The 17,944-nt window shown below is 68.1% G+C and carries 16 protein-coding genes; 12 read left to right on the top strand and 4 right to left on the bottom strand.

The genetic code is table 11. The features are described 5' to 3' along the window. Positions 1-248 precede the first annotated feature (248 nt). Positions 249-1,799, bottom strand: a complete 1,551-nt coding sequence (murJ, locus tag ML01_RS01505; protein WP_058553632.1) for a murein biosynthesis integral membrane protein MurJ — start codon at positions 1,797-1,799, stop codon at positions 249-251. Positions 1,800-2,152: 353 nt separating this feature from the next. Between murJ and ML01_RS01500 the strand changes: the two genes are divergently transcribed. Together ML01_RS01500 and ML01_RS01495 are read left to right on the top strand one after the other, a co-directional pair. Further along, the gene (locus tag ML01_RS01500; protein WP_058553631.1) at positions 2,153-3,634 is read left to right on the top strand and encodes a SulP family inorganic anion transporter; all 1,482 of its coding nucleotides are present in this window, start codon (positions 2,153-2,155) and stop codon (positions 3,632-3,634) included. Positions 3,635-3,648: 14 nt separating this feature from the next. Then, complete coding sequence (locus ML01_RS01495; RefSeq protein ID WP_058553630.1) at positions 3,649-4,512, top strand: universal stress protein; 864 nt, start codon at positions 3,649-3,651, stop codon at positions 4,510-4,512. 50 nt (positions 4,513-4,562) lie between these two features. On the opposite strand, the gene ML01_RS01490 is transcribed toward ML01_RS01495, so the two are convergent. Together ML01_RS01490 and ML01_RS30955 are read right to left on the bottom strand one after the other, a co-directional pair. Next, positions 4,563-4,865, bottom strand: coding sequence for a hypothetical protein (locus ML01_RS01490; RefSeq protein ID WP_058553629.1), 303 nt, complete (start codon positions 4,863-4,865; stop codon positions 4,563-4,565). Between the two features lie 125 nt (positions 4,866-4,990). Next, a complete protein-coding gene (locus tag ML01_RS30955; protein ID WP_256363606.1) occupies positions 4,991-5,122 on the bottom strand; it encodes a hypothetical protein in 132 nt (43 codons plus the stop codon). A 324-nt stretch (positions 5,123-5,446) separates the two neighbouring features. Between ML01_RS30955 and ML01_RS01485 the strand changes: the two genes are divergently transcribed. Continuing rightward, positions 5,447-6,001, top strand: a complete 555-nt coding sequence (locus ML01_RS01485) for a sigma-70 family RNA polymerase sigma factor (RefSeq protein WP_082673845.1) — start codon at positions 5,447-5,449, stop codon at positions 5,999-6,001. Between the two features lie 30 nt (positions 6,002-6,031). Here the strand turns inward: ML01_RS01485 and ML01_RS01480 are convergent, their stop codons facing one another. Continuing rightward, positions 6,032-6,403 (bottom strand): helix-turn-helix domain-containing protein, encoded by a 372-nt coding sequence (locus tag ML01_RS01480; protein WP_058553628.1) that lies wholly within the window; start codon positions 6,401-6,403, stop codon positions 6,032-6,034. A gap of 415 nt (positions 6,404-6,818) precedes the next feature. Here ML01_RS01480 and ML01_RS01475 point away from each other — a divergent pair, with 415 nt between their 5' ends. From ML01_RS01475 to ML01_RS28280, 9 genes are all read left to right on the top strand, one after another. Next, positions 6,819-7,493, top strand: coding sequence for a histidine phosphatase family protein (locus ML01_RS01475; RefSeq protein WP_058553627.1), 675 nt, complete (start codon positions 6,819-6,821; stop codon positions 7,491-7,493). Positions 7,494-7,917: 424 nt separating this feature from the next. Then, the gene (locus ML01_RS01470) at positions 7,918-9,171 is read left to right on the top strand and encodes a 6-phosphofructokinase (RefSeq protein WP_058553626.1); all 1,254 of its coding nucleotides are present in this window, start codon (positions 7,918-7,920) and stop codon (positions 9,169-9,171) included. A gap of 197 nt (positions 9,172-9,368) precedes the next feature. Next, positions 9,369-10,145 carry a hypothetical protein gene (locus ML01_RS01465; protein ID WP_058553625.1) on the top strand — a complete coding sequence of 259 codons (777 nt, stop codon included), beginning with the start codon at positions 9,369-9,371 and terminating at the stop codon, positions 10,143-10,145. 304 nt (positions 10,146-10,449) lie between these two features. Further along, entirely contained in the window at positions 10,450-12,645 is a 2,196-nt protein-coding gene (locus ML01_RS01460) for a sodium-translocating pyrophosphatase (protein WP_058553624.1), read from the top strand. A 775-nt stretch (positions 12,646-13,420) separates the two neighbouring features. Then, a complete protein-coding gene (locus tag ML01_RS01455; RefSeq protein WP_216819095.1) occupies positions 13,421-13,642 on the top strand; it encodes a hypothetical protein in 222 nt (73 codons plus the stop codon). A 134-nt stretch (positions 13,643-13,776) separates the two neighbouring features. Then, positions 13,777-15,858, top strand: coding sequence for a sodium-translocating pyrophosphatase (locus tag ML01_RS01450; RefSeq protein ID WP_058553622.1), 2,082 nt, complete (start codon positions 13,777-13,779; stop codon positions 15,856-15,858). Between the two features lie 160 nt (positions 15,859-16,018). Beyond that, a complete protein-coding gene (gene ppa / locus ML01_RS01445) occupies positions 16,019-16,567 on the top strand; it encodes an inorganic diphosphatase (protein WP_058553621.1) in 549 nt (182 codons plus the stop codon). Between the two features lie 213 nt (positions 16,568-16,780). Further along, on the top strand, positions 16,781-17,581 hold the full coding sequence (locus ML01_RS01440; RefSeq protein ID WP_058553620.1) for a sulfite exporter TauE/SafE family protein: 801 nt from the start codon (positions 16,781-16,783) through the stop codon (positions 17,579-17,581). Between the two features lie 118 nt (positions 17,582-17,699). Next, on the top strand, positions 17,700-17,852 hold the full coding sequence (locus tag ML01_RS28280; protein ID WP_156427498.1) for a hypothetical protein: 153 nt from the start codon (positions 17,700-17,702) through the stop codon (positions 17,850-17,852). Positions 17,853-17,944: the final 92 nt, after the last annotated feature.

Here is a 17,944-nt window from a genome sequence, read left to right as displayed (position 1 = left end):
GCACGCACGCTCGACTCGTCGTTGTCGTTGTCGTTGTCGTCATCGGATTCAGGACGACGACGCAACGGTCTGCGACGGTTTCCAACTGGTGCCGAGGCTCCGCCTCGGCACCGCGTCCGGCGGCTCTGCCGCCCGTGCGCGGCCCAAGGCGGCAGAGCCGCGAAGAGGCGTGCCGAGGCAGAGCCTCGGCACGAGAGAAAAGTTCGCTCGCTCCGGGTTGCCGACTGAAGTCGGCGTACCCGGGCCTCCTAACCCGCCCCGGCGGCCCCCGGCTCTTTAAGGTGCTTCGGCCTCAAGCCCAGCAGCGCGAGCGTCGCCACGTAAGCGAGCGCACCGGCACCGATCAGCCCCGCAAGGCGCAGCAGCAGCCCGTCCGCGTCCGGCGCCAGCCAAGCCGAGAGGTCGCCGGCGAGCCACCAGAGCAGCAAGCCCATCGCCAGGTTCGCCGCGAGCGCGCGCAGCAAGAGCAGCCGCCAGCCCGCGAGCGGCCGGTAGACGCGACTTTGCAGCAGCCCGGCGAGCAGCAGCGCGCTGTTCAGGAGCGCCGCGAGCGAGGTCGCGAGCGCAAGCCCGCCGTGGCCGAACGGGAACATGAGTGCCAGGCTCAGCACCAGGTTCGCGAGCATCGCCACCAGCGCGATGCGCACCGGCGTGCGCATGTCCTGCCGGGCGTAGAAGCCCGGTGCCAGCACCTTGATGGCCATGAATCCGACCAGCCCGGCCGAGTACGCAACCAGGCTCTGCCGGGCCATCGCCACGTCGTCCGGGCCGAAGGCGCCGGATAGGAACAGGCTCGCCAGCACCGGCCCGGCGAGCAGCATCAGGCCCAGGCTCGCCGGCAGGCCGAGCAGCAGCACCCAGCGCAGCGCCCAGTCCAGCGTCGCGGAGAACTCGGCGCGGGTGTGGCTGCCGCTGCGCTGCGCCAAGCGCGGCAGGATCACGGTGCCGAGCGCGGCACCGAGCACACCAAGCGGAAACTCGACGAGCCGGTCCGAATAGTAGAGCCAGGAGATGCTGCCCGTGGCGAGAAAGGACGCGAGCAGCGTGTCGATCAGCAGGCTCAGTTGCGCGACGGACACGCCGAACAGTGCGGGCCCCATGAGCCGACCGATGCGCCGCACGCCGGGGTCGCGAAAGCCGAGCCGAAGCCGCGGCAGCAGTTTGAGCCTGGCCAGAAAGGGTAGCTGAAACGCGAGCTGCGCGACCCCGGCGAGCAGCACGCCCCAGGCCAGCGCCATCACCGGCTCCGCAAGCCGCGGCGCGAGCATAAGCGCGCAGCCGATGAGCACCAGATTCAACAGTACCGGCGTGAAGGCCGGCACGCCGAAGCGCTCGTAGGTGTTGAGGATGCCGCCGGCGAAGGCCGTGAGCCCGATGAAGAACAGATACGGCAACGTGAGCCGCAGCATGGCGGCGGCCAGTTCGTGCGTCTCGGCATCCGCCAGGAACCCCGGCGCAAACGCCAGCACTAGCACCGGCGCTGCGAGCACGCCGAGCGCGGTCACGGCAAACAGCACCAGCGCCAGCGTGCCGGCGGCGCGGTCCAGGAAGCCCCTCAGCGCCGCCGCGTCGCCGGCCTCCCGATACTGCTGGAGCACCGGCACTAGCGCCATCGCAAAGGCCCCCTCCGCAAACAGCCGCCTGAGCAGGTTCGGCACCTTGAAGGCGACGAAGAAGGCGTCGGTGGCCGCATCCGCGCCGAACAGCCGCGCAATCAGCAGATCGCGGACAAAACCCAGCACCCGCGACAACAGCGTGGTGCTTCCCACCTTGGCGATGGCTGCGGCGAGCTTGGGCACGGCGGCTCCAGGCGAAAGCACGGATTATAGGCGGGCCGGGCATGCAGCGACGCGACGCGTCGGCGGAACCCGACGCTGGGCCATCGCTAGCGAAATCGACAGCGCTATCGAAATCGACGCCCGCAGCCGGGTTTCATCTGCCAGCCCTTGCCGCTAGACTTGCGCGCCTGACACGTTATCGCCCGAGCCCGGCATCCCGGCGCCATCTCCGGCCGCCCCGGCCGGCTGCCTGCCCGGCACACTGCCGGCGCTTTCGCTGCCCGCACCCTCGTTTATCCGCGCGAGCGAGCCTCGCGCGGTATCGACTTGGCCGCATGCCTGCCGCCGGCTCGGCCGCTCATGGACCCCTGGATATGAAATCACTGCGACGCGACTGGCTGTCGAACATTCCCAACGACTTGCTCGCCGGCCTGGTGGTGGCGCTGGCGCTGATCCCGGAGGCGATCGCCTTCTCGCTGATCGCCGGCGTGGACCCGAAGGTGGGGCTCTATGCCTCCTTCAGCATCGCCGTGGTGACCGCCTTTGCCGGCGGGCGCCCCGGCATGATCTCCGCGGCCACCGCGGCGATGGCGGTGCTGATGGTGGGGCTGGTCGCCGAGCACGGCCTGCAGTATCTGCTAGCGGCCACGGTGCTGACCGGCGTGCTGCAGATCTTGGCCGGCTGGCTGCGGCTGGGCAACCTGATGCGCTTCATCTCGCGCTCGGTCATTACCGGCTTCGTCAATGCGCTGGCCATCCTGATCTTCATGGCGCAGTTGCCGGAGATCACCGGCGCCCAGCTCACCTGGCAGGTCTACGGCGTGCTGGCGGCGGGCCTGGCCATCATCTATTTGTTGCCGTATCTGACCAAGGCGATCCCGTCGCCGCTGGTGGCCATCGTCTCGCTGACCGCGGCGGCCATCTTCATGGAGCTGGACATCCGCACCGTCGGCGACATGGGCCAGATGCCGGACACCCTGCCGGTGTTTCTGATTCCGGACATCCCGCTGAATCTGGAGACCTTACAGATCATCTTCCCGGTCTCGGCGACGCTGGCCGTGGTCGGCCTGCTGGAGTCCTTGATGACGGCGACCATCGTCGATGATCTGACCGACTCCAAAAGCAACAAGAACCGCGAATGCGTCGGCCAAGGGACGGCCAACGTCGTCACCGGCTTCTTCGGCGGCATGGCGGGCTGCGCGATGATCGGCCAGACCGTCATCAACATCAAATCCGGCGGCCGTGGGCGGCTGTCGACGCTGGTGGCCGGCGTGGTGCTGCTGCTGCTGGTGGTGTTCGCCAACGACTGGGTGGCGCAGATCCCGATGGCGGCGCTGGTGGCGGTGATGATCATGGTCTCCATCGGCACCTTCAACTGGGCCTCGTTCCGCAACCTGCGCGAGCACCCCTTCGATGCCAACGTCGTCATGCTCGCCACCGTGGCGGTGACGGTGCTAACCCACGACTTGGCCCAAGGCGTGCTGGTGGGCGTGCTGCTGTCCGGCTTCTTCTTCGCCCACAAGGTGGGTCGCATCCTCTACGTCGGCTCGACGCCGGCCGCGGAGGGCCGCGAGCGCGTCTATCAGGTGGTCGGCCAGGTCTTCTTCGCGTCCGCGGATCGGTTCATCGCCTCCTTCGACTACAAGGAGGTCATCGAGCGCGTGCGCATCGACGTGAGCCGCGCCCACTTCTGGGACATCACCGCGGTGACGGCGCTGGACAAGGTCGTGATCAAGTTCCGCCGCGAGGGCACCGACGTAGAGGTGGTCGGCCTGAACGAGGCGAGCCGCACCCTGGTGGACCGCTTCGCCGTGCATGACAAGCCCGATGCCGTCGAGCAGTTGATGGGCCACTGACAGGAGAATCGGCCATGCAAGACGAACAAAAGGTACTCGCCTGCGTCGACCAGTCGCATTTCGCCGACTTCGTCGCCGACGCCGCGGCCTGGGCCGCCCGCCGCATGCAGGCGCCGCTGGAGCTGCTGCACATCATCGACCGCGACGCGGGCGCGGTGCGCGGCGCCGACCACAGCGGCATCATCGGCGTCAACGCCCAGCAGGCGCTGCTGGAGCGGCTGTCCGAGGCGGACGAGGCGCGCAGCAAGGCCGTGCGCGAGCAGGGGCGGGTGTTCCTGAATGCGCTGCGCGAGCGCGCGCTCGGCGCCGGCGTCGCGGCACCGGACATTCGTCAGCGCTATGGCGACCTCGAAGAGGTGCTGGTGGAGCAGCAGGCGCAGGTGCGCTTGTTCGTGCTCGGGCGCCGCGGCGAGTCCGCCGAGACCACCCAGCGCGACTTGGGCCGCAACGTGGAGCGCATGGTGCGCGCGCTGAGCCGCCCGATCCTGGCCGTGACGGCGGACTTCAAGGAGCCCGAGCGGGTGCTGATCGCCTTCGACGGCGGCAGCATGACCCGCCGCGGCGTCGAGATGGTCGCGCGCAGCCCGCTGTTCCGGGGCCTGCCGGTGCACGTGCTCATGTCCGGCCAACAGCGCCGCGACAGCGCCAAGCAGATCGACTGGGCACGCAGTACGCTGGAGGCGGCCGAATTCGACATCGTCACGGCGCTGGTGCCCGGCGACACCGAGCGGGTCATCGCCCACTACGTGCGCGAGCACGCCATCGGCATGCTGTTGATGGGCGCCTATGGCCACTCGCCGCTGCGCAGCCTGCTGTTCGGCAGCAAGACCGACGACCTGCTGCGCTCGGCGACGATACCGACGCTGCTGCTGCGCTGACGGGGCCCGTCCTTGGGCTCGTGCTGAGGGCCGTAGCGCCTGCGTCACCCTCAATAGCCGATATCGGGGCTCCTGCCGAAGGGGCCGTAGATGTCCGGGCGCGGGCCGTTGTCGGACGGGGCCTGGTCCAGATCCAGGTCCACCGAGAACAGATCCCGGTTGCCGTCGGCTAGGCCGTGGTAGCGGTCGAAGTCGCTGCCGACGCCCGGCTGCACGGCGGTGACGCCCTCGTACTTGATCACTCCGCCGTGGATGTCCGGATTGCCGGCGGTGAACTGGCGGTAGCTGTCGGCGGCCTGGGCACCAGCGGTGAACAGGGCGGCGGCGAGGGCGATGCTGAGGGTCTTGGTCATGGTCGGTCTCCAGTTTGGTTGGCTGGTGGTTGGCTGGTGGTTGGCTGGTGCGGTGCACCGAAGCCCGGAGCGCGTTTGGCGATTGCCATCTGCGCTTGCCAACAGAGACCGAGCGGGTTGCCGGATTATTTCACCGGCGTGCTGTCGTGCCGCGCCTTCGCCGCTTGCGGCTCCCCATCGCCGACGCGCCGCGCCAGGCAGCCAGGCCAGCGCAGCAGCGCCGCGTCGTCACCGGCACGCTCGACAAAGCGCGGCATTGGCACTGCCGATGCTGCACCTGACTGCGCCGGGCTCACCAACCGATGGCCGGAATAATGATCACCAAGTCGACGGCCTCGTGCTCGCGAAGGTTCGCGATCTGGTCGGCGTCGAGGATCACCTACCCGGTCTTGGCGACCTGCCGCGAGCGCTGGTTGTCTGCCGGCGAGCCCGGATGCGGACGGCGTCGTCACGAAACGTTGTAACGGATCGTTATACCTGCTGGCGCGAGATACTAAAAAGCCACGTAGAAACAATTAGATAAAGCTTGGCACGGCGGCTGCTCAAGGGAGGTAGAGCATCACTGGAACGAGGAGACCGCCATGTCCGCCACCGCCATCGCTGCACCCTTCGCAACTGCAACTGCAACCGCAACTGCAACCGCCACCGCAACCGCAACCGCCCTCGACTTCGACGAGCTGGCGCGCACCCATCGGTCCGCGCTGTACAAGTACGCCTATCGCCTCGCCGGCAATCGCGACACCGCTGAGGACCTGGTCCAGGACAGCCTGTTGCGCGCCTGGCGCTCCTTCGACCGGCTGGAGAACCCAGCCGCCGTGCTGGGCTGGCTCAAGACCATCGTGCGGCGCGAGAACGCGCGCCGCTTCGAGCGCATCCAGCCGCGCGAGAGCGAGCTGCCGGTGGAGGACATCTGCGCCGCGCGCAAGACCTACGACACCTCCGCGGAGGCCTTCGTGTTGCGCCGGGCCATTCGCGCGCTGCCGGCCGAATACCGCGAGCCGCTGATCCTGCAGGTGCTGCACGGCTTCTCGCAGCAGGAGATTGCAGAGCGCCTCGGGCTCACGTCCGCCGGCGTCGGCACGCGGCTGTTCCGCGCCCGGCAGAAGCTGCGCGCGGCGCTCGGCGAGCGAGCGTGACCCGACGGCGTCGCCCGACGCCGCGGGCGATTAATCGTCCGACGGTTCCGCCGGCACGCTGATGACGATGTCGGCGCAATCCAGCACCCGGCGCCGGCCGTCGTCATCCGTGCGCCGGAAGGCTTCCAGTAGCCTCAGCTCTTGCTCGTTCAAGGCCAGCCCGCTCTCGCGGTCGAGACAGAGCAGATAGGCCGCGGAGACGTTGCCGAGTGCTTCTGCCAGCGCCTGTGCGCCTTCGACGCTGAGCCGCCGAATGCCCTGCTCGTAGTTGCTGATGCGCGACTTGCTGTAGAGCTTGTTGGTGAGCGCGGAGAGCTCGTTCAGGCTGAGCCCACGCGCCATGCGCGCCGTGCGCAGGCGTTGGCCGATTTCGTGATTGAGCTGCTGTTCTGCTTCTTTCATGGTGAGGTGCGAACCTAAAGTCACTGTCGATTGAGTCGCCATCTTACCGAAAGCGGGGCCGCGCGTACACGGGCACAATCGGCCTTCCGGTTGCCCCGGCGCAAGCCCGCGGGATTCGCCCCAGAGATGAAGCCGCGCGCCGACGCCGGCTCCCCGCTTGCGCTTGCTCGGACACGCCGGCATCTGCCGGGCAAGCGAGCGATCAAGCCCAGTGAGGCAGAGCCTCAGACCGACCAGGGCACGGCGCCTAGTCTTGCGCAGCCCGCTCGTCGGGGCATGGAAACAAGGGCCAAGGGCCGAGGCGGGCTCCCTTTGCCCTCGGCCCTCGGCCCTTTTGCCTGCGAGCGCCTTGTCGTCGTGAAACTTGACTCATCTGCAAGCATTCGGCGCCGTCAAGCAATCTAGTGAACAGCCTATGCCCACCCGTATCTACCTCGTCCGCCATGGCGCGACGGATCTGACCGCCGAAGATCGCTTCGCGGGCTCCACCGATGTCTCCCTATCCGAGGAGGGCCGCCGGCAGGTGGCGGCGCTGGGGGAGCGCCTGCGCTGCGACACGCTGGACGCCGTCTACGCGAGCCCCATGAGCCGCACGCTGGAGACCGCGCGTATCATTGCCAAGCCCCACGACCTGGAGCCGCTGGCGGAGCCCGACCTGCGCGAGATCGACTACGGCCACTGGGAGGGCCACACCCGCGACGAGGTGGAGCGCGACCATCCCGCCGAGTACGAGCCCTGGCAGGAGGACCCGCTCACCATCGCCCCGGCGGGCGGCGAGTCCGGCATCCATGTGCTGGCCCGGGCGCTGCCGGTGATGCGCCGCATCGTCGAGCAGCATGCCGAGCGTTCCGTGCTGGTGGTCTCGCACAAGGGCACCAACCGGCTCCTGGTGAGCAGCCTGCTGGGCTTCGACGCCCGCGGCTATCGCGACCGGCTCGACCAAAGCCCGGCGGCGCTGACCATCCTGGACTTCGCGAGCGTGACCCGCGCGCGGCTGCGCGTGTTCAACGATGTCTCCCACTACGAGGGCGTGCCGTCGCGGGTGCTGCAGCGCCGGCTCTCGCGCTGGTGGAGCCGGCCCGGCTGCTGAGCCGATGACGACCCCGGCCGTGGCCGTGCGCGTCGCGACCGGCGCCGCGGCCAGCCCGCGCAGCTTGGGCTTCTGGCCCTGACCCGCCCAGCCGCGGCCGCAGTCGTGGCGGTTGCCCCGACCCGCCGCGGCATCGACAACGCCAATAGGCCCATCAACGGGATTGCGTGCGCGCAGAGCGGCGTTTCTGTAGGCTTGCGCCTTCGCGCCGGGGCGGTCGCAGCATGTGCCCGCCGCCGCCTTCCACAAGTCCCGTCAGCAGCCTGGCATCGGCGTGCACGCGCACGCGGACCGCGCGAGCGGCCGACCGCGCGACCGCCGAAGACCGAACCCGACCCGACCCGACCCGGCCCGCACAAGCTCAAGCATTCAACGATCGATTTAGCACCCGCTTTGCCAGCGGAGAACACGAGAGGGGACAGCCATGACCGCGAAGAACGCCTTTTACGCCCAGTCCGGCGGCGTAACGGCCGTGATCAATGCCTCAGCCTGCGGCGTCATCGAGACGGCCCGGCAGCATCCGGAGAAGATCGCCAACGTCTACGCCGGGCGCAACGGCATCATCGGCGCGCTCACCGAAGATCTCATCGACACGGGGCAGGAGTCCGCCGAGAACATCGCGGCGCTGCGCCATACCCCGTCCGGCGGCTTCGGCTCCTGCCGCTACAAGCTGAAAAGCCTGGAAGCCAACAAGCGCGAGTACGAGCGCCTGATCGAGGTCTTCAAGGCCCACGACATCGGCTACTTCTTCTACAACGGCGGCGGCGACTCCGCGGACACCTGCTACAAGGTCAGCCAGTTGTCCGAGAAGATGGGCTTCCCGGTGCAGGCCATCCATGTTCCAAAGACGGTGGACAATGATCTGCCCATCACCGACAACTGCCCCGGCTTCGGCAGCGTGGCCAAGTACATCGCCACGTCCACGCTGGAGGCGAGCTTCGACGTGCGCTCCATGTGCGCCACCAGCACCAAGCTCTTCGTGCTGGAGGTCATGGGCCGGCACGCGGGTTGGATCGCCGCCGCCGGCGCGCTGGTGGCGGACCAGGGCATCCCGGTGGTGACCCTGTTCCCGGAGGTGGAGTTCGACCTGGATCGGTTCCTGGCCGCGGTCAAGGCGCGCATCGAGGAGCACGGCTATTGCAGCGTCGTGGTGTCCGAGGGCTGCCATTATCCAGACGGCCGCTTCCTGGCCGAGCAGGGCACCCGCGACGCCTTCGGCCACGCGCAGCTCGGCGGTGCGGCGCCGGTGGTGGCGAACATGGTCAAGGAGGCGCTCGGCTGCAAGTTCCACTGGGCCGTGGCGGATTACCTGCAGCGCGCGGCGCGGCACCTGGCCTCCAAGTCCGATGTCGAGCAGGCCTATGCGCTCGGCAAGGCGGGCGTCGAGTACGCCGTCGCCGGCCACAACGCCGTGATGCCGACGGTGGTGCGCAAGTCCTCTAACCCGTACGTTTGGGAGGTGGGCGAGGCGCCGCTGTCGCAGGTCGCGAACGTCGAGAAGTTCATGCCGCCGGACTTCATCAGCGAGGACGGCTACGGCATCACCGACAAGTGCCGCGAGTACCTGTACCCGCTGATCGCCGGCGAGGACTACCCGCCCTACGAGAACGGGCTGCCGAAGTACGTCACGCTGGAGAACAAGCCGGTGCCGAAGAAGCTCGGGCTGTTCGACGTCTGACGGCCTGCGGCTTTGCTGCCGCGGGGCTCGGCGCGCAGCGCGAGCCCGCGCGGCATCGATGACCAAGCTTGCCGGCGGGCCGCACCGTATTTCCCTGTAATTCGCTGCTGCAAAGGACAGGGATTTCCGCTAACGTTTCGCGCAACTTGGGCGGCCTGCCCACAACGCTTCGGCGCCGTCCAATGGGGAGCCCTTAGATGAGCGATTACCGCCTGTATCTGTCGCTGATCCCGGAGGCGCTGATCGCCTCGCAACTCGATCCGGCCGCGTTCGGCGCCTACTACGCCGTCGGCCGCCACCTGCATGCCCACGGCGAGGCCATGTTCTTCGAGGTGGACCCGTCCTTCCGCGGTGGCGACTTTCCGTACCACCTCGCCGATGAGCGCTGCATCACGCAGCCGAGCGGCGCGCCGAAGTCCTCGGTCTACCTCGGCATCTACAACGTGCTGGCGCAGGTGCCCGTGTCGGCGCTCGGGCACCTGTATCTGGTCACCAGCGACGGCCGCACGCTGGAGCTCGGCCGCGGCGACTACACGCCGGACAGCGAGCACCCGTTGCACCTGTACCAGGAGTTCTGCCCCGTGACCCCGCTGGTGGCGAGCCGGCTGGAGCCGCACGACTTTGCCAACTCCATCACGGACCCGCAGCACCCGGTGAACGTGCCGCGCATCGCCTTCGCGGAGCTGAAGCTCGGCGATCTGTCCACGAATCCAAGCAGCGGCAACGCCGACGACCTGCCGTACACCGCCATCAGCCACCTGCGCGACGTACTGCTCGACTTCGGGCAGAACACGAAGGACAGCAAGCTCGTGCTAAAGCAGGTCAAGCAGGGCGTGATCTACCGTATGGTGGAGCGCGGCTTCTATGTCGGCGACCACCTGGAGTTTGCGTATTACCCGTTCCCGAGCGCCCGAGAGCTCGACTCGGAGCATTACGACTGGTGGCGCTCGGCGCAGGTGACGCGGTTCGATTAAGAGGCGGTTCGACGTGGCCGTTCGGCTAAGCCGCGGTTCGATTAAGCAGTGCCCGATCGACTAAGCCGCCCGTCCGAGGCGGCAGCAAGCCACTGAGGTAGAGACAGCCGCCGGGCAGAGGCCCGGTGCCGCCGGTGCCGGAAGGCGACCGGCGCTGGCGGGGTGCGGACGCGAGGCGCCCACCCCTGCCGCCGGCGCGCGCCCGAACGGCGCATGCCGGCACCGACCAAGCGCATTCTGCGTTACACGGAAACGCCGACAGGTCGACGTTTCTTTAGGCCCGACCACATCCCGCGGTAAAGATATGACCGAGCCCGTATTCTGGATCGCCCCCATCGCCGCCCTCGTCGCAATGATCTTCGCCTGGCGCTTCTTCCGCGAGATGCAGGCGGAGGACGAGGGCAACGAGAAGATGCGCACCATCGGCGGCCACGTGCGCGCCGGTTCCATGGCCTACCTGCGCCAGCAATACAAGATCATGTTCGTGGTGTTCGCGGTTGTCGCGGCCATCTTCGCCTTCCTTGCCTACGGGCTCGGCATCCAGAACCCCTGGCTGCCGGTGACCTTTATCTTCGGCGGCTTCTTCTCGGCGCTCGCCGGCTACTTCGGCATGCAGACAGCAACGCGCGCCTCCACCCGCACCACCGCGGCGGCGCAGACATCCCTCGGCAAGGCGCTCAAAATCGCCTTCCGCAGCGGCGCCGTCATGGGCCTGGTGGTGGTGGGGCTCGGGCTTGCCAACATCGTGCTCTGGTTCGTGCTCATCAATTGGTTCACGCCCGGCGACGCCGCGGACGGCAGCCGGCTGGTGCTGGTGACCACGACGGTGCTCACCTTCGGCATGGGCGCGTCGCTGCAAGCGCTGTTCGCGCGGGTCGGCGGCGGCATCTACACCAAGGCGGCCGACGTCGGCGCCGACCTCGTCGGCAAGGTCGAGGCCGGCATCCCGGAGGACGACCCCCGCAACCCGGCGGTCATCGCCGACAACGTCGGCGACAACGTCGGCGACGTGGCCGGCATGGGCGCGGACCTGTTCGAGTCCTACTGCGGGTCGATCCTCGCCGCCTGCGCGCTCGGCGCCGCGGCCTACGTGGCCGATCCCGCGCTGCAGCTCAAGGCCGTCATCGCGCCCATCGCCATCGCCGGGCTCGGCATCCTGCTCTCGGTATTCGGCGTCTATCTGGTGAAGACGCGCGAGGGCGCGGACCAGCGCGAGCTGCTTGGGGCGCTGTCGCGCGGCATCAACAGCAGCGCCGCGCTCATCGTCGTCACGTCCCTGCCGCTGCTCTGGCTGCTCGGCATCGAGAATGTCTGGGGCATCTGGGGCGCCGTGGTGACGGGGCTGATCACCGGCATCCTCATCGGCCGCTCCACCGAGTACTTCACCTCGCCGACCTACCGGCCGACGCGCTCCATCGCCCGCGCCGCCGAGGGCGGCGCCGCCACCACGGTCATCGCCGGCATCGGCGTTGGCATGCTCTCCGCCGTACCGCCCGTCATCGCGGTGGTGGTGGGCACGCTGCTCGCGTTTCTGTTCGCCGCGGGCTTCGACGTGACGCAAATGGGCCAGGGCCTCTACGGCGTCGCCATCGCCGCGGTGGGCATGCTCTCCACGCTCGGCATCACGCTCGCGAGCGACGCCTACGGTCCCATCGCCGACAACGCCGGCGGCAACGCGGAGATGAGCGGCTTGGGGCCGGAGGTGCGCGAGCGCACCGATGCACTGGACGCGCTCGGCAACACCACGGCGGCGACGGGCAAGGGCTTTGCGATCGGCTCCGCGGCGCTGACGGCGCTGGCGCTGATCGCGTCCTACATCGAGGTGATCCGCATCGACCTCATCGCCACCGGCACCGAGACGCTCACGCTGGGCAACGGCCTGTCAGTGGCGACCGCCGAGGCGAGCCTTATGGAGTTCATGGCCTTCTACAACGTCACACTGCTGAACCCGGTGGTGCTGGTGTCGCTGTTCTTGGGCGCCATGGTGGCGTTTGCGTTCAGCGGGCTCACCGTGCTCGCGGTGGGCCGCGCCGCGCAGCAGATGGTGGAGGAGGTGCGCCGGCAGTTCCGCGAGAACCCGGGCATCCTGAAGGGCACCGCGGACCCGGACTACGAGCGCTGCGTGGCTATTTCCACCCTCGGCGCGCAGCAGGAGATGGTCCTGCCGTCGCTCATCGCCATCGCCGCGCCGGTGGTGGTGGGGCTCCTGCTCGGCGTCGCCGGGGTCATCGGGCTCTTGGTGGGTGGGCTCTCCACGGGCTTTGCGCTCGCGGTGTTCCTGTCCAACGCCGGCGGTGCCTGGGACAACGCCAAGAAGCACATTGAGGCCGGCCACCACGGCGGCAAGAACTCCGTCGCGCACCGCGCCTCGGTCATCGGCGACACCATCGGCGACCCGTTCAAGGACACCTCGGGGCCGAGCCTGAATATTCTCATCAAGCTGATGAGCATCGTCGCCATCGTCATGACCGGCGTGACGATCTCCTACTCGCTGCTCTGATCCGGTCGCGAGGCGAGCGCCGCTGCTGAGCGGGCCGGAGGGCCGACCTCCCGGTCGGCTCCGCACTCGCGACAGCCGTGCATCGACGTCGCACTTGCCTGCCCGTAGCCGAGTCGGAGCCCGGCCGGAGAGCCGACCTCGCGGTCGGCTCCGCACTTCACGACATCAGCGCATCCCACGCTGTCGCCGCGTTGACCTGGAGGTCAACACTCCAGTGCTCAAGTGATCGCAAAGACCCGAAAGCCGCGAAAAGGACGAGGCCGGTCACGAATCGGCCCCTTTCGGGTGTTCCACTCGCGACACCGCTCCAGCGGTGTCGCCCCTCGAAGGGCGCTCTGCGCCCAGGTGCATTGAGGCACGGGAACGGTGGAGGCTCGGCAGCGAAGCACTTGCCCGCCCGTAGCCGAGCCGGAGAGCCGACCTCCCGGTCGGCTCCGGCGCAAATTTTTTATGAATCGCTCGGTTTCCCCCGGCGTTTTGTGTGAGACGCGACCCCTATCCCTGCGCGACCCCTAACCCTGCACGATTAGAGAAAAGGGCTCTGACCCGAATGGCGCTAACTTAAAGAGCCGACTTTCTAAGAATCAGTAACTTATGCCCATCCCGCGTCGCGAAACCGCGAGATTGTAGGACGCTCAGGGAGAGGAGTCGGGCGGAAACGGCGCCGAGGGCGGTTTCCCGATCGAGTTTCCTGCCCCGCAAATATCTGATTGGTATGGACAAGCGGCTTAAGTTAGCGCCATTCGGCTCTGACCCCTTTTCCCTTTCTGACCCCTTGTCCCTTTTCCCGCTTTTCCCGACCGACCCCTTTTCCCGACCCTTTTCCCCCAGCGGCGATCTCGGCGAGGCGCTGGAGGTGCTGGTGGGCGACGCTGCCAAGGGGCTCTCCCCCGCCGCCTTGGGGCGCCTGAAGGCGCAGTGGAGCGAGATCTCGGTAAGCCTGCACGCCACCGGGGCCACGCCCGCGCCGGCTGTGCGCGCGCATCGGCGGGGATAGCCGAAGCTGCTGCCGTCGTAAGGCCAACCTTGCTTTTCGCTTCCCGCTGCAACACCATGCCCGGCGCTGTTTGAGCCAGGGCGCCACCTTCGTCGGCGCTGGCGTCTGCCACTTACCGGGGAGAGAAGATCGCTATGTCCTTCGGCCTGATCTTCGCCATCCTCTGCGGGCTTGTGGCGGTGGGCTACGGCGTCGCGTCCATCCGCTTCGTGTTGGCGCAGCCGCCGGGCAATGAGCGGATGCAGGAGATTGCCGGTGCGATTCAGGCCGGCGCTTCGGCCTATCTCATCCGCCAGTACCTCACCATCACCGTCGTCGGCGCGCTGCTGCTTTCGGGGCTCATCTACACGCTCGGGCTCGACGCGGGCATCGGTTTTCTGATCGGCGCGCTGCTGTCCGGGGCCGCGGGCTTCATCGGCATGCATGTGGCGGTGCGCGCCAACGTGCGCACGGCGCAGGCCGCGCACCACGGCCTGCCGGCGGCGTTGCTAGTGGCCTTTCGCGGCGGCGCCGTTACGGGGTTGCTGGTGGTGGGGCTCGCACAGCTCGGCGTCGCCGGCTATTTCCTGTATCTGGTGCCGGCGGACCCGGCCGACCTCGCCGGGCAGCGGGAGGCGCTGCACGCTTTGGTGGGGCTCGCGCTCGGCAGCTCGCTGATCTCGCTCTTCGCGCGCTTGGGCGGCGGCATCTTCACGAAGGGCGCCGATGTGGGCGCGGACCTGGTCGGCAAGGTCGAGGCCGGCATCCCGGAGGACGACCCGCGCAACCCGGCGGCCATTGCCGACAACGTCGGCGACAACGTCGGCGACTGTGCCGGCATGGCGGCGGATCTGTTCGAGACCTACGTCGTCACCGTGGTCGCGGCCATGCTCCTGGGCGCACTGCTGCTGGGCCACCACGGCGCTGCCGCAATCGTCTATCCGCTGGTGCTGGGGGGCGTGGCCATCCTCGCTACGGTGGTCGGGACCAACTTCGTCGAGGCCAACAACGGCGACAGCCCCATTATGGCGACGCTGTATAAGGGGCTCACGGCCGCGAGCGTCATGGCGTTTCTGCTGTTCATCCCGATCACCTGGCTTGTGCTGCCGGCGACGCTGGTGATGGAGCCGGGCGGCGCCGCGGTGAGCCGCTGGGGCGTGCTCGGCGCAGCGACGATCGGCCTTGGGCTGACTTGGCTCACGGTCATCATCATCGAGTACTACACCGGCAAGGACTACCCGCCGGTGCAGAGCATCGCCAAGGCCTCCCGGGCCGGCCATGCGACGAACATCATCGCGGGCGTCGCGATTGCGATGAAGGCGACGGCGGCACCCGTGATCGTCGTCTGCCTGGCCATCTGGGGTGCGTATGCCATGGCGGGGCTGTACGGCATCGCCATCGCCACCACCGCCATGCTTGGCATGGCCGGCATCGTGCTGGCGCTCGACGCTTTCGGCCCCATCAGCGACAACGCCGGCGGCATCGCGGCGATGGCTGGGCTGGACCCGGAGATCCGCAAGGTCACCGACGCGCTCGACGCCGTCGGCAACACCACCAAGACCGTCACCAAGGGTTATGCCATCAGCTCAGCGGCGCTCGCGGCGCTGGTGCTGTTTGCGGACTACACCAGCTCGCTGGCGGCGCAAGGCAAGATGCTGTTGTTCGAGCTCGGCAACCCGGCCGTGCTGATCGGGCTCTTCATCGGCGCTTTGGTGCCCTTCCTGTTCAGCGCGCTGGTGCTGGAGGCGGTGGGCCGCGTGGCCGGCGACATCGTGGACGAGGTGCGCCGGCAGTTCCGCGAGCACCCCGGTATCCTGGCAGGCAGCGAGACGCCCGAGTATGCCCGCGCCGCGGACATGCTCACGCGCGGCGCTATCCGCGAGATGGTCGTGCCTGCCTTGCTGCCGGTGCTGATCCCCGCCGTCGTCGCCTTCGGCAGCCAATGGCTCATGGGTGGCGATGCGGGCGCGCTCGCCCTGGGCGGCATGCTCATCGGCACCATCATGACCGGTTTCTTCGTCGCCATCGCCATGACCACCGGCGGCGGCGCCTGGGACAACGCGAAGAAGTGCATCGAAGAAGGCCGCTTCGGCGGCCCCGGCTCCACGGCGCATCACGCGTCCATCACCGGCGATACCGTGGGCGACCCGTGCAAGGATGCGGCCGGGCCCGCCGTGAACCCGCTCATCAAAATCATCAACCTCGTCGCGTTGCTGCTGGTGCCTTTTATCGTCTAGCGAGGGCTGAGGGCGAGGGCCGAGGGCCGAGGATGACTTTCCGGGCGCGGCGCCCGGCCGTTCGTTTTTGCTGCACCTGCGTTAGAATCCGCGGCCATCCACGCCACTTGGCCGAGGCCCCGATTCGCGGGACCCGACGCCCAACACCCGAGGAAAACCCATGGACCTGCAACGCGTCCCGCGCGGCGACAACGTGCCGAACGAGATCAACGTCATCATCGAGATCCCGTCGCACGCCGAGCCCGTGAAGTACGAGATGGACAAGACCACCGGCGCCATGTTTGTGGACCGCTTCATGTCCACCGCCATGCACTACCCGTGCAACTACGGCTACGTGCCGCACACCCTGTCCGCGGACGGCGACCCGGTGGACGTGATGGTGGTGACGCCGTACCCGCTTATCTCGGGCTCCGTCATCAAGTGCCGGCCCATCGGCGTGCTCAAGATGACCGACGAGTCCGGCGACGATGCCAAGATCCTCGCGCTGCCCATCGACAAGCTGTTCAAGGGCTTCCGGAACATCACCAGCTTCCGCGATATGCCCCCGCACCTGCTCGACCAGATCGCCCACTTCTTCGAGCATTACAAGGACTTGGACGAAGGTAAGTGGGTCCGTATCGCCGGCTGGGGCGGCCGCGAAGAGGCCCGCGAAGAAATCATGGCCAGCGTCAAGATGTTTGACGAAGCACCGGAGAAGCCCCGCTTCTGACGCAGCGCCGCGAGCGCGCCGCAACGCACGCAGGCCGTGGACGACCTGCGCTCGCGCCCGAGCGGGTACGCCGACCTGCGTCGGCCGCAGCCGGCGTGGGCGCGCCGCCCGCGGCGAATGCTCGTTTTCGATAGCGATATCGATATCGATGACCACGACTCTTAGGTCCGAGGCGAAGCCTCGCTGGGGCCGCGCGGCGAGAATGCTTGATCCATGGACGCCTTCCAAGACATCAGCTTAGGCCTGATCCTGCTCACCTTCGCCGCGAGCTTCGCGGCCTGCTTCTTCTCTAGCCTGTCCGGCGGCGGGGCGGGGCTGATCCTGTTGCCGGTGCTCCTGTTCACCGGGCTGCCGTTCATCAACGCGCTCGCGAGCCACAAGCTGGCCGTCGGCTTCATCGGCATCGGCTCGACGCTGCGCTACGTCCGCGAGGGGCTCATCGACTGGCGCGTGTTCTGGTGGACGGCGCTGGTGGGCCTGCCCTTCGTCGTGCTCGGCACCCGCTTTGCCGCGAACGTGCCGGGTGAGGTCATGGAGCCGCTGGTGGGCGGCGTCATCATCGCCATGGTGGGCATCACGCTCGCGAAGAAGGCGGCGCCGAGCGTCTTCGACCCGGAGCGGCTATCGCCCCGGCTGCTGTTGATCGGCTCGGCGCTGCTGGTGCCGGCGGCGTTCTATTCGGGCTGGATCAGCGCCGGCAGCGGCGTGTTCACGACCTTTCTGTTCCTGTGGCTCTTGCGCTACGACCAACTGCACGCCACCGCGATGACACTCGCCGCCAACGGCATCTTCTGGAACGGCGTCGGCGCCATCGCCCACGTCTTCATGGGCCACGTCATCTGGCCGCTCGCGCCCGGACTCATCGCCGGCGCGCTGCTCGGAAGTTACTTCGGCGCGAGCTTCGGCATCAAGCGCGGCAATCGCTTCCTGCGCATCATGTTCCTCGGCACCGCGGCGGTGACGGGCGTGCTGCTGTTGTGGCCGACGGTGCAGGGCTGGCTCGGCGGGACCTGACGACGCAGCAGGCGGCGGATATGCTGAACGTGTCCAGGCCCCACTTGGTCAACTGGAAGCCGGAGAGATTCCCCACCACAAGGCCGGGCGACATCGACGCCTCCGCTTCGAGGATCTGATGGCCTACGAGGCCAAGGTCGATGCGAGCGCCCGACAGGCGGCGGACGCGCTGACCGCGCAGGCGCAGGACCTCGGTCTGGGTACTGAGTGGCGAGCTTCGCGGTCATCCATTACGCCTGCACCTGTTATCCGGCACCGCTTTGGGATCTGATCGTGCGCTTGCCCATGAAGCGCGAGTTTCGAGCGCGCCAGCACGCTGGACCGCGCAGATTCGGGAGCAAGCGGAACCGGCGGGCCGGGTTC

This window comes from Thiohalocapsa sp. ML1, assembly GCF_001469165.1.
In the GTDB taxonomy this organism is placed as follows: domain Bacteria; phylum Pseudomonadota; class Gammaproteobacteria; order Chromatiales; family Chromatiaceae; genus Thiohalocapsa.
This window is presented reverse-complemented; position numbering and strand designations above follow the sequence as displayed.